This is a genomic window from Kitasatospora sp. NPDC090091 (genome assembly GCF_044747365.1).
In the GTDB taxonomy this organism is placed as follows: Bacteria; Actinomycetota; Actinomycetes; order Streptomycetales; family Streptomycetaceae; genus Kitasatospora.
On the sequence record NZ_JBIVDY010000018.1, the window covers coordinates 38,737 to 52,769 of the forward strand.

The following is a 14,033-nucleotide window of genomic DNA, read 5'->3' on the forward strand; positions in this document are numbered from 1 at the left end:
CTCGGAGCGAGTTCTTTCAGACCGGAGGATGATCTTCATGGCCGACCGGCCCTTGACGCTGATGGCAGTGCACGCCCACCCCGACGACGAGGCCACCGGGACCGGGGGTGTCCTCGCGCGGTACGCGGCGGAGGGCATCCGGACGGTCCTCGTCACCTGCACCGACGGCAGTTGCGGTGACGGGCCGGGCGGCGCCAAGCCGGGCGATCCCGGGCACGACCCGCTGGCGGTGGCCGCGATGCGCCGCCGGGAACTCGAGGCCAGCTGTGAAGTGCTGAAGGTGAGTCACCTGGAGCTGCTGGAGTACGCCGACTCCGGAATGATGGGCTGGGCGACGAACGACGCGCCCGGGTCGTTCTGGCGCACCCCGGTGGAGGAGGGCGCCGCCCGCCTCGCCGAGCTCATGCGGCGCTACCGGCCCGACGTGGTGGTGACCTACGACGAGAACGGCTTCTACGGGCACCCGGACCACATCCAGGCGAACCGCATCACGACGGCGGCACTGGAGCTGACCGGGATGACGCCGAAGGTCTACTGGACGACGGCGCCGCACTCGGCGATGAAGCGGATGGGTGAGGTCATGCGCGAGTTCGGTGCGGACTGGGAGGAGCCGGATCCGTCGGAGGCGCCTGCGATGCCGGAGATCGGGCTCCCCGACGAGGAGATCACCACCTGGGTGGACACCACCGAGTTCGGGGGCCGGAAGTTCGACGCCCTGGCCGCGCACGCCAGCCAGGGGGAGAACATCTTCTTCCTGAAGATGGGCAAGGAGCGGTTCACCGAGCTGATGGGTGTGGAGACCTTCGTGCGGGTCCAGGACGCCACCGGCGTGCCGTTGCCCGAGAACGACCTCTTCGCCGGGCTGCGCTGATCCCGGCGCGCTCGGGGCGCTCGGCCGGACCGGGATTGCCGGGTCCGGCCGCAGCGCGTCCGGCCGCAGCCGGGCGTCAGCGTTACTGCTTGACAGGGTGCGTCATACTGTAACGCGCACGATCCGAGCCGCCGTCGGAGCGGGCAGCGCCGCCTGGCCTCACGGGCCCGCCGGGCCCTCCCCCCAGCACCTCGGAGCACGACATGCACCCCTTCCTCGACCACCCCGGGCCGCTGGCCTTCGCCCACCGGGGAGGGGACCTCGGCCACCCCGAGAACTCGCTCGCCGCCTTCGAGGCCGCCGTCGCCCTCGGGTACCGCTACCTGGAGACGGACGTGCACGCCACCGTCGACGGCGTGCTGGTGGCCTTCCACGACTCGCGCCTCGACCGGGTCACCGACCGCACCGGGGCGGTGGCCGAGCTGCCCTGGGAGACGGTCAGGCAGGCCCGGATCGGCGGCACCGAGCCGGTACCGCTGCTGGAGGACCTGCTCGGCGCGTTCCCCGGGGCCCGCTTCAACATCGACGTCAAGGCGGCGCCGGCCGTCGGGCCGCTGGTCGAGGCGATCCGCCGGACCGACGCCTGGGACCGGGTCTGCGTCGGCGGCTTCTCCGACAGCCGCCTCGCCGCCGTCCGGGCCGCCGCCGGCCCCCGGCTGGCCACCTCGCTCGGCCCGCGCGAGGTGGCCCGGCTGCGGCTGCTCTCGCTGGCCGGGCCGCTGCTGCGGGCGCGCCGGGCGCCGTTCGCCGGGGTGTGCGCGCAGGTGCCGGAGCGGCACCTCGGGATGCGCGTCGTCGACCGGGCCTTCGTCCGCGCCGCCCACCGCCTCGGCCTGCAGGTGCACGTCTGGACTGTGGACGATGCCACACGGATCCGGGCTCTCCTCGACCTGGGTGTGGATGGCATCATGGCCGATCGCATCGACGTCCTGCGGGACGTCCTCGGCGAGAACGGCTGCTGGACCGACGGCAGCACCGGCTCCAGCACCGCGATAGGAACCACATGAGCACCGCGGCCCCTCAGACGGACCCCTTGCCGGACGCCCTGGCGACCGCCACCGACGGTCGGACCCTGCGCCGGATGCAGTTCGGCTGGTACATCAACGACTGGGCCAACGCCGCCTTCTCGGCCACCGTCCTGACGGTGTTCCTCGGGCCGTACCTGACCTCGATCGCCAAGAACGCCGCCGACGCGTCCGGCGACGTGCACCCGCTCGGCCTCTCGATCCGCGCCGGCTCGTTCTTCCCCTACACGGTCTCCTTCTCCGTGCTGATATCCGTCGCGGCGATGCTGTTCACCGGCACCGTCGCCGACCGCACCGGCCGGCACAAGGAACTGATGTGCGGCTTCGCGTACGTCGGCGCGATCGCCACGATGGGGATGTTCTTCCTCGGCGGTGACCGCTACATGCTGGGCGGCGCGCTGCTGGTGGTCGCCAACATCGCGTACGCGGTGTCGGTCGCGCTCTCCTACGCCTACCTCCCGGCCCTGGCCTCCCCCGACGAGCGTGACGCCGTCTCCTCCAAGGGCTGGGCCTACGGCTACGCCGGCGGCGGACTGCTGCTGATCGCCAACCTGGCGCTGTTCGAAGGGCACGACGCGCTCGGCCTGTCCTCCGGCACCGCCGTGCGGATCTGCCTCGCCTCGGCCGGCCTCTGGTGGGCGCTGTTCACGATCGTCCCGATGCTGCGGCTGCCCTCCCGGGCCGGGGCGGCCCCCGGCCCCGCGGCCACGGAGGCGTCCGACCGGCCCACCGCCGGCAGCCTGCGCGAACTGGCCCGCACCCTGCGCAGCATGCGCGAGCACCCGCTCACGCTGCTCTACCTGGGCGCCTTCCTCTGCTACAACGACGGCATCCAGACCGTCGTCTCCCAGGCCTCGCTCTACGGCAGCGAGGAGCTCGGCATGGACCAGACCTCGCTGGTCGCGGCCGTTCTCCTGGTCCAGATCGTGGCGATCGGCGGCGCGCTGCTCCTCGGCCGGATCGCCCGCCGCTACGGCGCCAAGCGGACCGTCCTCGGCTCCCTGGTCGGCTGGGTGGTCACCCTCGCCCTCGGCTACTTCATGCCGGCCCACCAGCCCGCCTGGTTCTTCGCCCTGGCCTGCATGATCGGCCTGGTCCTCGGCGGCAGCCAGGCGCTCTCCCGCTCGCTGTTCTCGCACCTCATCCCGGCCGGCCGGGAGGCCGAGTACTTCAGCCTCTACAAGGTCAGCGACCGCGGCACCAGCTGGATGGGCCCGCTCGTCTTCGGCCTGGCGTACCAGGTCACCGGCAGCTACCGCTCGGCGATCATCTCCCTGCTGGTGTTCTTCGTGATCGGCTTCGCCGCGCTGGCGAAGGTCCCCGTCCGGCGCGCCATCGAGGCCGTGGGCAACCCCGTCCCCGAGAGGCTGTGACGGGCCGGCCCCGCCGACCCCACCGACCGGCCGCACCCGCACCGGCCCCCGCTCCACTCGCACCGAAGCCCCGCTCGTCCTCCCCCCGGACGGGCGGGGCTTCGCCGTGTGCGGACGACCTGCAAGCCGACACGCGGCGCGAAACCGATCACGGAATGCGGACGTTCAAACGCGCCAAGCGTGAACGTTCACCCTATCGGGTGCAGAGCGTGCTGCGGAGCGGCCCAGTCCGCTCAGCCACGCCTACCGTTGGGCAAGCGAGACGGGGCCGCCTGCGGAACTCCCTGTCCCGGGACGAGGACAGACGACCCGTCATGACCCGCAATCCTTCTCAGAGGAAGGCCCTTCCATGCCCGTGGTCACCAGACCGGAGACACCGCAGGCGCCGCAACCTCCGCACCCAGGCCGTGCGGAGGCAGCGGTGGTGCGGTCATGAGCGGGACGGCCCTGGACCGGATCCTCAGTGGTCCCAGCGGCCTCGGTACGGCGAGTCTGAACCTGGCCCCGCGCGCGGCGGAGCCGGCGCCGCCCCCGGCGGGGCCGCAGCCCGGCGACCCCATTCCCGGCCTGTACTTCCACCCGGTGCCCGAGCCCGACCCCGGGCGGGTGGCGGAGGTCGGCCGCCGGATCAAGGAATGGGCGATCGACGAGGTCCAGCTCTACCCGCCGGAGTGGGAGGACCAGTTCGACGGCTTCTCGCTGGGCCGCTATATGGTGGTCTGCCACCCCGACGCCCCCGGCGTCGACCACCTGATGGTCGCCGCCCGCCTGATGGCCGCCGAGAACGTGGTCGACGACTGCTACTGCGAGGACCACGGGGGCTCGCCGGTGGGCCTCGGCGGGCGGCTGCTGATGGCCCACACCGCCCTCGACCCGCTGCACACCACGGCGGAGTACGGGCCGGACTGGGAGCAGTCGCTCGCACTGGACGCGCCGCGGCGGGCCTACCGCTCCGCGATGGACTACTTCAACCGCGCGGCGACCCCCGCCCAGTCGGACCGGTTCCGGCACGACATGGCCCGCCTGCACCTGGGCTACCTCTGCGAGGCCGCCTGGGCCGAGACGGACCACGTACCGACGGTGTGGGAGTACCTGGCGATGCGCCAGTTCAACAACTTCCGCCCCTGCCCGACCATCACGGACACCGTGGGCGGCTACGAGCTGCCCGCCGACCTGCACGCCCAGCCCGCGATGCAACGCGTCATCGCGCTGGCCTCCAACGCCACCACCATCGTCAACGACCTGTACTCGTACACCAAGGAGCTCGCCAGCCCCGGCCGGCACCTCAACCTGCCCGTGGTGATCGCCGACCGCGAGGGCGTCGGTGAACGCGACGCCTACCTCAAGGCGGTCGAGGTCCACAACGACCTCATGCGCACGTTCGAGGCCGAGGCGGCCGCCCTGGCCGCAGCCTGCCCGGCCCCGACCGTGGTGCGGTTCCTGCGCGGCGTGGCCGTGTGGGTGGACGGAAACCACCACTGGCACCAGACCAACACGTATCGCTACAGCCTGCCTGATTTCTGGTAACCAAGGAGCTCATCAATGTCCATGACCGACATCACCACTGCGAACGGCACCGCGCCCATCCCGGGCCCGGCAACGCCCTACCAGGGCGACATCGCCCGCTACTGGGACCATGAGGCCCGGCCCGTGAACCTGCGCCTGGGCGACGTCGACGGCCTCTACCACCACCACTACGGCATCGGGGACGTCGACCACGCCTCGCTGGGCGAGCCGGACGACAGCGAGCGCGAGAAGAAGGTCATCACCGAGCTGCACCGGCTGGAGTCCGCCCAGACCGACGTGCTCCTCGACAACCTGGGCGCCGTCACGCCCGGCGCCACGCTCGTCGACGCCGGCTGCGGCCGCGGCGGCTCCATGGTGATGGCCCACCAGCGCTTCGGCTGCAAGGTCGAGGGCGTCACCCTCTCGGCCAAGCAGGCCGAGTTCGGCAACCGGCGCGCCAAGGAGCTCGGCATCGAGGACTCGGTGCGCTCCCGGGTCTGCAACATGCTCGACATGCCGTTCGCCACCGGCTCGGTGTCGGGCTCGTGGAACAACGAGTCCAGCATGTACGTCGACCTGCACGACCTCTTCGCCGAGCACTCCCGCATCCTCTCGGTCGGCGGCCGGTACGTGACCATCACGGGCTGCTGGAACCCGATCTACGGCCAGCCGTCGAAGTGGGTCTCGCAGATCAACGCGCACTTCGAGTGCAACATCCACTCGCGCCGCGAGTACTTCCGGGCGATGGCGGACAACCGCCTGGTGCCCCAGGCCGTCATCGACCTGACCCCCGCGACCCTGCCCTACTGGGAGCTGCGCGCCACGTCCTCGCTGGTCACCGGGATCGAGGAGGCGTTCATCTCCTCGTACAAGGACGGCTCGTTCCAGTACCTGCTGATCGCGGCCGACCGGGTCTGACGATCGGACCGGTCCGGCCCTGCCCGGCCTGAACCGGTACTGCGCTCCGGCCCCGTTCCCGCTGTCGGCGGGGGCGGGGCCGCGGGCGTGCCCGGGGTGGGCAGGACCGGGGTGCCGGTGCGGGGAGGCGGTCAGCGGCGGCTGGGCAGTTCGCGCAGTCCCAGGGCCAGCCAGGACTCGGCCTCGCAGCGCCGCACCCGCCAGCCGGCCAACAGGCCTCCGTCGGCGGTGAGTTCGCCGCAGGCGGTGCGGAGAGCCGCCTCGGCCTCCAGCAGGCAGCCGGCCGTCATGAAGACCACGGCGTCCAGCGCCTCGGCGGTGACCCGGATCCGGGCGTGGCCGAGCCGGGCGGGGCCGCGGAGCGCCTGCTCCAACCCCTCCCGGACGGCGGTCGCCTCCACCGCGGTGCCGGACGGCGGGCCGTCCCGTGTCTCGGCGCGGACGCAAATCATGTACACAGCACCAGACTGACCGATCGGTGGGCGGAACGGCGCCGTGTCGCGGTGGCACATGGCTGTCTGGCAGCAAGGTGCCACCGCCCGGGGCGGCGCCGCCCCGGGCGGTGGCACGGCCCTGGCAGCGGCCTGTCAGCGGCCGCCGTCCCGGCACCGGACGGCGGCCAGCAGCCCGGTGACGGCCGGGGACCACGGGCGGGTCGCCGGGCCGGTGAGGGTGAGCGTGCGGTGCACGGCGGGCCGGATCGGGACGAGCACGCAGTCGGCCGGCAGCATGGTCAGCGCCAGTGCGGGCATCACCGAGACCCCGACGCCCGCGTGCACCATGCCGATCAGGGTGTTCAGGTCGCGGATCCGGTGCCGCGGCGCGAACCGGGCACCGGCCCGCCGGTAGGACTCGCGGATGTGGCGCTCGCACCCGCCCTCGGAGAGCAGGAAGTCGTCGTCCTCCAGATCGGCGACGTCGACGGTGGCCTCGCCGGCCAGCGGGTGGTCGCGGCGCAGCAACGCGTGCATCGAGTCCGCGCCGAGCCCGACCGCTCCCGGCGGCGCGGGGTCGGCGTCCACCAGCACGGCGGCGTCCACCGTGCTGGCCTCCAGCCAGACCGGCAGCTCGTCGTCCTCCCCCTCGAAGACCCGGACGGTGAGCCGGGGGTGGGCCGCCCGCCAGTCGTGCAGCAGGGCGGGCAGCAGGCCCTGGCAGACGGTGGTCGGCGCGGCGAGCCGGACGGTTCCGGTGAGGCCGCCCGAGTGCCGGGTGGCGATGGCGCTCACGGCGGCGGCCGAGGCGACCGCCGTCCGGGCGTGCGGCAGGATCTGCTCGCCCAGCGGGGTCGGCCGGGCCGGGGAGCTGCGGAGCAGCACCGGCGCGCCGAGGGTCCGCTCCAGCGCGGCCACGGCGTGGGAGACGGCGGACTGGCTGATCCCCAGCTCGGCGGCGGCCGCGCCGAAGCCGCCCGCGTCGGCGACCGCGATCAGGGCCCTGAGCTGGGCGAGATTGACCTCCGCGGGCATGAGACTTCCTCATGTGTCGACGTCCGTCACTTGTTGGACTCATGATCCGGCCCAGCGCCACCCTCTGTCCACGGGGGTCTTGTCCGGCCGGTCCCGCCCGGCGCGCTGCGCCCGGCAGGACCGGCCGGACAGGTGTCCGGTGCGAATCGAGGAGAGGGTGGGTGGTCGGGGTGGTCGGTGCGGCGGGTGCGGCCGGGCAGGCCGGGGGTCGGCGCTGGTGGCCGGGGTTCGTGGCGCTGTCGGCGATCTGGGGTGCGAGCTTCGCGCTGATCAAGGTGGCGGTGGACGCGGGGGTGCAGCCGGTCTGGGTGGCGTGCTGGCGCTGCCTCCTCGGCGCGGCGGCGCTCTGGGCGATCCTCGCGCTGCGCCGCGAGCGCGCCCCGCGCGGCCTCGCCGTCTGGGGGCACTCGGCGGTGGCCGCCGTGCTGCTCAACGCCGTGCCGTTCGCGCTCTTCTCCTACGGCGAGACCAGGGTCGGCTCGGTGCTCGCCGGGGTGATGAACGCGGCCACCCCGCTCTTCACCATGCTCTTCACCGTCGCCGCCGTGCCCGGGGAGCGGCGGCCGGGGCCGCGCGGGCCGGCCGGGCTCGCCGTCGGTTTCGCCGGGGTGCTGACGGTCCTGGGCGTCTGGCGCGGGTTCGGCTCGGGGGAGGTCGGCGGTGGCCTCGCCTGCCTGGCCGCCACCTGCTGCTACGGCGCCGGCTTCGCCTACCTGCGCCGTCACCTCTCCGCCCGCCCGTACACCGCCACCGCCCTCTCGGCCGCGCAGATCGTCTGCGGCGCCGCCGAGTTGGCGGTGGTCGCGCCGCTCGCCGCAGGCCTTCCCGGCTGGCCCGGCACCGGCCCGGCCGCCGCCCTGCTGGTGCTCGGGGCCCTCGGCACCGGGGTGGCCTACATCATCAACCTCGACCTGGTCCGCACCGCCGGGACGGCGGTCGCGGCCGCGGTCACCTATGTGACGCCGCTCTGGTCGACCGCCCTGGGGGCACTGCTGCTCGGCGAGCCCGTCGGCTGGAACGCCCTGCTCGGCGGCGCCGCGGTGATCGCCGCGGTCGCCCTGACCCGGCCCCCGGCCGGGCCCGCGCAGCGCCGGTTGGGCGGGTCGGTCGGCGCGGCAGCGTTCGCGCCAGGAGGTCGGCCAGGTCCTGTCCGGTCGATCTTGTCGGATCAGCGCGCGGCGTCGGGCGCCCGGCAAGATCGACCGGACAGGGCCAAGGGCGGCGGGCCGGCACGGGACCGGCGATGCGCGGGCGCGTGCGGCGCACGAGACCGGTGGCGCGCCTGAGCCGGGTGAGCCCGGTGCGCGTCTTCGCGCTGACGTTCGGTGCTGATCGAGTCACGTTCGGTGTCCGCGGCTCGCTATCGTTGGTGCCGTGGTGAGGTCGTGGGATGCGTCGGTGGAACGGGCGCAGGAGCAGTTGGCGGGCGGGCAGCTGTTGCGGGCGGTGGACGCGCGGGAGGTGCGGCGGTTCGCGTGCTGGGACCTCGCGTCCCTGGCGGAGGGGGAGTTGGCGGAGCAGGTCGACCCGGAGGCCCTCGGCCCGTCGGCCGAGCGGGAGTTGCGCGAGCGGCTCGGCGAGGGCGGCCGCGAGTGGCCGGGCGGTGAGCTGTACCGGCGCCGATACTGGGTGCTCGACCCGGACGCCCCGGACGGGGTGCCGGCCGGCACCGTCGCGGTGGACAACTGGACGAGGGGACCGGGCCAGTTGGCCGTCTCCTCGCTCTACCTCCGGCCCTCGGTGCGCGGCCGCGGGCTGGCCGCCGCGGCCCTCGACGAGGTCTACCGGGCGGCGACCACCGAAGGCCTGCCGGGCTACCGGCTGGAGGCGCACTGGACCTGGCGGCACGCCGTCCGGTACTACCTGCGGCGCGGGCTCTGGGTGGTCTCCTGGAAGCGTGCGATCGGCCTCTCCCGGATGCCCCAACTCCCGCCCTACCGGGTGCGGGAGGAGGGCGGCAGGCTGGTGCTGGCGGTCGCGGACCGGCTGCACGGCTGGGTGCCGCTGCTCGCCGCCGGCCGCGAGGGCCGCTGGCTGCGGCTGGACGAGACGGCCGCCTACCGGCAGGCCGGTGGCTGGGTGCACGGCTACGCCCGTCCGACGCTCGCGCTCCATCTCGCGCTGGCCGGCCTGCCGCTGGTGCGCGGCCCGCAGTGGTGGGCGGAGGCCGAGCGCTGGGCGGACATCGGTGAGCCGGAGGGGCTGGCCCACCAGATCGAGCACTTCGAGCGGTCGGCCCGTGACGCCGGCCGCGGCCCCGCGGCCGCTCCGGCAGCCACCGCTCCGGCAGCCACCGCCCCGACCCCGGCCGACCGCCGCGTCGGCGCGGTCGGCGGGCGGCTGGGAGACTCGGAGGATGGCTGAGACCGGGATCGAGATCGACGGCGCTCCGGCGAGCGCGGCGCAGCTGGCCGCCCTGGGGCTGCTCAACTACGGGCACTTCACCACCCTGCGGGCCGAGGCCGGCCGGGTGTGCGGCCTCACGCTCCACCTGGACCGGCTGGTGCGGGACTGCCGGACGGTGTTCGCCGCCGAGCTGGACCGGGAGGCCGTCCGGGACCGGATCCGCGGTGCGCTCCCGGCGGACGGGGCGCCGGTGATCGTCCGGGTCACCGTGTTCGACCCGGCACTGGGCCTGGAGCGCCCGGGGGCCGTGGCCGAACCCCGGCTGCTGGTCACCACCCGCCCTGCGCCGGCCACGGCCCCGGGCCCGCTGCGGGTCCGCACCGCGGCGTACCGGCGGGAGCTGCCGGAGGTGAAGCACGTCGGCCTCTTCGGTCTGATCCGGCACCGCCGACTGGCCCAACTCGACGGTTACGACGATGTGTTGCTCACCGGACCGGACGGCCGGATCACCGAGGGCGCCACCTGGAACCTCGGGTTCCTCGACACGGACGGGCAGGTGGTCTGGCCCGAGGGCGACGCGCTCCCGGGCGTCACGGCCGCGCTGCTCGCCGACGCCCACCCCGGCCCGCAGCGGCGCGAGCGGGTGGACGCCGGCGGCGGCCCGGCCCGCTTCGCGGCGGCCTTCGCGCTCAACGCGGGGGTCGGCGTCCGCCCGATCGCGGCGATCGACGGCACCGCCTTCGACCCGGCCCACCCCGGACTGGCCGGGCTCCGCGCCGCTTACGAGGGGATCGGGGCCGAGACGGTCTGAGCCGGGGCTGTCCGTGGTGGTCCCGGGCGCTGCCCCGGGGCTGCCCCCCGACCGGGGTGGGGAAAACCCCACCCCGCGTCCGCCAGCGGCCTCCATGGTTGCGGCGCCGCCGCCTTCCTAGCCTGGAACACGTCGACGACCAGCGACGACTCCCGAAGGAAGGCCCCACCATGGCACCCCGCCGCGACCGCCAACCCGCCGAGCAGTACGGCAACTTCGCCTCTCGTGCCGCGATCGAACTGCGGGGCGTCCGGCGCACCTACGGGCGCGGCGACGAGGCCGTGCACGCGCTGCGCGGCATCGACCTCGCGCTGGACCACGGCACCTTCACCGCCGTGATGGGCCCCTCCGGTTCGGGCAAGAGCACCTTCCTGCAGTGCGCGGCCGGGCTGGACCGGCCCGACGCCGGCGAGGTCCACCTGGGCGGCGAGGAGATCAGCCGGCTGAGCGAGAACAAGCTCACCAAGCTGCGCCGCAGCCGGATCGGCTTCATCTTCCAGTCCTTCAACCTGCTGCCCTCGCTGACGGTGCTGCAGAACGTCCTGCTGCCGCAGCGCCTCGCCGGCGAGCGCCAGGACCGCTCCCGGGCCCGGGAGTTGCTGGCCCAGGTGGGCCTCGGCCAGCACGCCGGCCGGCGGCCCGGCCAGCTCTCCGGCGGGCAGCAGCAGCGCGTCGCGATCGCCCGCGCGCTGATCACCCGCCCGGACGTGGTCTTCGCCGACGAGCCGACCGGTGCGCTGGACACCCGGACCGCCCACGAGGTGCTGGGCCTGCTCCGGCAGGCGGTGGACTCGATGGGTGCGACCGTCGTCATGGTGACGCACGACCCGGTGGCCGCCTCGTTCACCGATCGGGCACTCTTCCTGGCCGACGGCGCGATCGCCGGCGAGCTCCTCCACCCGGACCCGCAGGCGGTCGCGGACCGGATGGTCGTGCTGACCGCACGCCCGGTGGGAGTGGCGGCGTGAGCAACGGTCTGGCCCGCGCCTCGGTGCGCTTCCGGCCGGCGTCCTTCGCGGGCACCTTCCTGGCCCTGTTCTTCGGCGCGGCCGTCATTACGGCCTGCGGCACCCTGTTGCAGACCGGCATCACCGCGAGCGTGCCGCCGGTCCGGTACGCGGCGGCGCCGGTGGTGGTCGCGGCCGACCCCGCCGTCTCGATCTCGGTCAAGAGGGGCGAGGACCGGGACGACGTCGAGCAGGCACTGCCCGAGCGGGCCCGGGTGGACGCGGCGCTGGCCGGGCGGATCGCCGCCCAGTCCGGCGTGGCCGCGGCGCGGCCGGACACCGCCTTCCCGGTCCCGGCCGGCCCGGCCTCCGGGCTGCCCGTCCTGACCGGCCGCGGCTTCGCCTCGGTCGGCATCGCCGGGCCGGACGAGAAGCTGGTCGAGGGCCGCGCCCCCGGTGCGGGCGAGGTCGTCCTCGACGCGGACACCGCGCGCGCCGCGCACCTCGCGCCGGGCGCCGTGGTGGCGCTCACCGCGCCCGGCGGCAGCGGCAGCTACCGGATCTCCGGCCTGGTCGCCCAGCCGGCGACCGCGACCGCCGCCTCCGCGAGTTCCGCCTCCGCCGCCTCCGCGGGAGCCGCCGGAGCCGCCCACCCGCAGCCCACCGCCTGGTTCGCCGACCCGGTCGCCGACCGGATCTCCGGCCACCCGGGCAAGGTCGACGCGATCGCCGTCCAGCCGCGTGCGGGCGTCGAGCCCAAGGCCCTGGCCGCGCAGGTCCGCCAGGCCGTCGGCAACTCCGCCGAGGTGCTCACCGGCACCGCCCGCGGCACCGCCGAGACGCCCGTGCTCACCGAGAGCCGGGCCATGCTGACCGGGCTCGGCGGCTCGTTCGGCGGCGTCGCCGCGATGACCGCCGTCTTCGTCGTGATGAGCACCGTCGCCCTGGCCACCGGCCAGCGGGCGCGTGAGTTCGCCCTGCTGCGGGCGATCGGCGCCACCCCGCGGCAGATCCGCCGCACCATCGCCACCGAGGCGGTGCTGGTGGCGCCCGTCGCCGCCGCCCTCGGCATCCTTCCCGGACTGGCCCTGGCCCGCTGGTGGTTCGGCGAGATGGTGGATCGCGGCGCCGTCCCCGGGACGGTCGGTCTCTCCGTCGGCCCGGTGCCGATGCTGGCCGCCGTCGGCACCTGCACCCTGGCCGCGCTGGGGGCCGGCTTCCTCGCCGCCCGCCGGCCGTCCCGGCTGCGGCCGAGCCAGGCGCTCGGCGAGGCCGCCGTCGAGCCCGGCCGACCGGGCAAGGTGCGGACCGTCGCCGGGCTGCTGTTCGCCGCCGGGGGAGTCGCCCTCGCCGGGGTCGCGGCCGGCCTGGACGGGGCCAACGCCGCCAACACCGCGCTGGGCGTGGTGATGTGCTTCCTGCTGGCCACCGCCCTGCTCGGGCCCTGGGTGGCCCGGACGGCCGCCGGGCTGCTCGGCGCCCCGCTGCGGCTCGGGGCCGGCGCGTCCGGCTCGCTGGCCGCCGACAACAGCCGGGCCAACGCCCGCCGGCTGGCCTCCGCGATCACGCCGATCGTGATGGTCACCGCCTTCTGCGGGACGCTGCTCTTCCTGCAGACCACGCTCAGTCATGTGACGGGCGAGCAGCTGCGCAGCGGCATCACCGCCGACCACGTGGTCGGCTCGGCCGGCCCGGGTCTGCCGGCCGGCACCGCCGCGCGGGCCGCCGAGGTGCCCGGCGTGGACGCCGCCGTCGGCGTGCTGCGCACCGGCGCGGTCCACCGCAGCGGGGACACGCTCTCCACCGTCAACGCCCTCGGCATCGACGGCGACCCGGCGAAGCTGCCCCGGGTGCTCGACCTGGGCGTGCGGAGCGGCTCGCTGGCCGACCTCGGACGCTCGGCCGACACCGTCGCCCTGGACGCCGCGCTCGCCGCGGACCTGGGCGTCAAGGTCGGCGACCGGGCCCCGCTCTGGCTCGGCGACGGCACCGCCGTCCGGCCGACGGTGGTCGCCACCTACGAGCGCGGCCTCGGTTTCGGGCAGCTGCTGCTGCCGCGGGCGGCCGTCGCCGAGCACGTCACCGCCGGCTACGACAGCCAGGTGCTGGTGGCGGACGCGCCGGGGGCGGACCGGTCCGCCGTCGCGGCCCGGCTGGCGGACCTCGGCGCGCCGTCGGGCGGCCAGGGCGGTCAGGGTGGCCAGGGCGGTACGAAGGCCGGCGGGGGAGCCCAGGCCGGGGCCGGCGCGGTCACCGTCGCCGACCGGGCGGGCTACGTGGCCCAGGCCGACCGGGCCCGGGAGATCGGCGCCTGGGCCAACACCGTGATGGCGGGCGTGCTGGGCGGCTTCGCGGCCGTCACCGCCGCCAACACCCTGGTGATGACGGTGCTGGACCGGCGCCGTGAGGTCGCGCTGCTGCGCCTGGCCGGGACCACCCGCCGCCAGGTGCGCGGGATGCTGCGCTGGGAGGCGCTGCTGGTGGCCGCCACCGGGCTGCTGGTGGGCGGGGTGATCGCCTGGATCACCCTCGTGCCGATCACCCGCGGCATCGCCGGCGCCGCCCCGCACATCCCGGCCGGGACGGCGCTGCCGCTGGCCGCCGGGGCGGTCCTGCTCTGCCTGGCCGCGACCGGCCTCCCCGGCCGCGCGCTGCTCCGCGCCCGCCCGGTGGCGGCGGGCGGCGGCCGGCAGTGACCCGGCGGCCGTGACCCGACGGCGGTGACGGGGACGGGCGGTGCGCCACCACGGCGCACCGCCCGTTCGGG

Annotated in this window: 12 protein-coding genes; 10 read left to right on the forward strand and 2 right to left on the reverse strand. The window is 75.1% G+C overall.

Annotated elements, in window-relative coordinates:
• Window positions 1-37 precede the first annotated feature (37 nt).
• The 5 genes from ACIPSC_RS28110 (at window position 38) to ACIPSC_RS28130 (ending at window position 5,693) form a co-directional block, all read left to right on the forward strand.
• Complete coding sequence (locus tag ACIPSC_RS28110; RefSeq protein ID WP_400829091.1) at window positions 38-871, forward strand: PIG-L family deacetylase; 834 nt, start codon at window positions 38-40, stop codon at window positions 869-871.
• A gap of 203 nt (window positions 872-1,074) precedes the next feature.
• Window positions 1,075-1,878 carry a glycerophosphodiester phosphodiesterase gene (locus ACIPSC_RS28115; RefSeq protein WP_400829093.1) on the forward strand — a complete coding sequence of 268 codons (804 nt, stop codon included), beginning with the start codon at window positions 1,075-1,077 and terminating at the stop codon, window positions 1,876-1,878.
• Window positions 1,875-3,269 carry an MFS transporter gene (locus tag ACIPSC_RS28120; RefSeq protein ID WP_400829095.1) on the forward strand — a complete coding sequence of 465 codons (1,395 nt, stop codon included), beginning with the start codon at window positions 1,875-1,877 and terminating at the stop codon, window positions 3,267-3,269. The genes ACIPSC_RS28115 and ACIPSC_RS28120 overlap by 4 nt, the downstream gene beginning before the upstream one ends.
• A gap of 324 nt (window positions 3,270-3,593) precedes the next feature.
• The gene (locus ACIPSC_RS28125) at window positions 3,594-4,796 is read left to right on the forward strand and encodes a family 2 encapsulin nanocompartment cargo protein terpene cyclase (protein WP_400829330.1); all 1,203 of its coding nucleotides are present in this window, start codon (window positions 3,594-3,596) and stop codon (window positions 4,794-4,796) included.
• A 15-nt stretch (window positions 4,797-4,811) separates the two neighbouring features.
• Window positions 4,812-5,693, forward strand: a complete 882-nt coding sequence (locus ACIPSC_RS28130; protein WP_400829097.1) for a geranyl diphosphate 2-C-methyltransferase — start codon at window positions 4,812-4,814, stop codon at window positions 5,691-5,693.
• A 131-nt stretch (window positions 5,694-5,824) separates the two neighbouring features.
• Here the strand turns inward: ACIPSC_RS28130 and ACIPSC_RS28135 are convergent, their stop codons facing one another.
• Window positions 5,825-6,145 carry a hypothetical protein gene (locus ACIPSC_RS28135; RefSeq protein WP_400829099.1) on the reverse strand — a complete coding sequence of 107 codons (321 nt, stop codon included), beginning with the start codon at window positions 6,143-6,145 and terminating at the stop codon, window positions 5,825-5,827.
• 135 nt (window positions 6,146-6,280) lie between these two features.
• A complete protein-coding gene (locus tag ACIPSC_RS28140; protein WP_400829101.1) occupies window positions 6,281-7,162 on the reverse strand; it encodes a LysR substrate-binding domain-containing protein in 882 nt (293 codons plus the stop codon).
• A 161-nt stretch (window positions 7,163-7,323) separates the two neighbouring features.
• On the opposite strand from ACIPSC_RS28140, the gene ACIPSC_RS28145 reads away from it, so the two are divergent.
• The 5 genes from ACIPSC_RS28145 to ACIPSC_RS28165 all read left to right on the forward strand — a co-directional run bounded on the left by ACIPSC_RS28145 (window position 7,324) and on the right by ACIPSC_RS28165 (window position 13,962).
• The gene (locus tag ACIPSC_RS28145) at window positions 7,324-8,448 is read left to right on the forward strand and encodes a DMT family transporter (protein WP_400829103.1); all 1,125 of its coding nucleotides are present in this window, start codon (window positions 7,324-7,326) and stop codon (window positions 8,446-8,448) included.
• A gap of 88 nt (window positions 8,449-8,536) precedes the next feature.
• Window positions 8,537-9,526: a GNAT family N-acetyltransferase gene (locus ACIPSC_RS28150; RefSeq protein ID WP_400829105.1), complete on the forward strand. Its 990-nt coding sequence runs from the start codon at window positions 8,537-8,539 to the stop codon at window positions 9,524-9,526.
• Window positions 9,519-10,319: an aminotransferase class IV gene (locus tag ACIPSC_RS28155; RefSeq protein WP_400829107.1), complete on the forward strand. Its 801-nt coding sequence runs from the start codon at window positions 9,519-9,521 to the stop codon at window positions 10,317-10,319. The genes ACIPSC_RS28150 and ACIPSC_RS28155 overlap by 8 nt, the downstream gene beginning before the upstream one ends.
• Before the next feature lie 170 nt (window positions 10,320-10,489).
• Complete coding sequence (locus ACIPSC_RS28160) at window positions 10,490-11,287, forward strand: ABC transporter ATP-binding protein (RefSeq protein WP_400829109.1); 798 nt, start codon at window positions 10,490-10,492, stop codon at window positions 11,285-11,287.
• On the forward strand, window positions 11,284-13,962 hold the full coding sequence (locus ACIPSC_RS28165) for an FtsX-like permease family protein (protein ID WP_400829111.1): 2,679 nt from the start codon (window positions 11,284-11,286) through the stop codon (window positions 13,960-13,962). Before ACIPSC_RS28160 ends, ACIPSC_RS28165 begins: the two co-directional genes overlap by 4 nt.
• The last annotated feature ends 71 nt before the right edge of the window (window positions 13,963-14,033 follow it).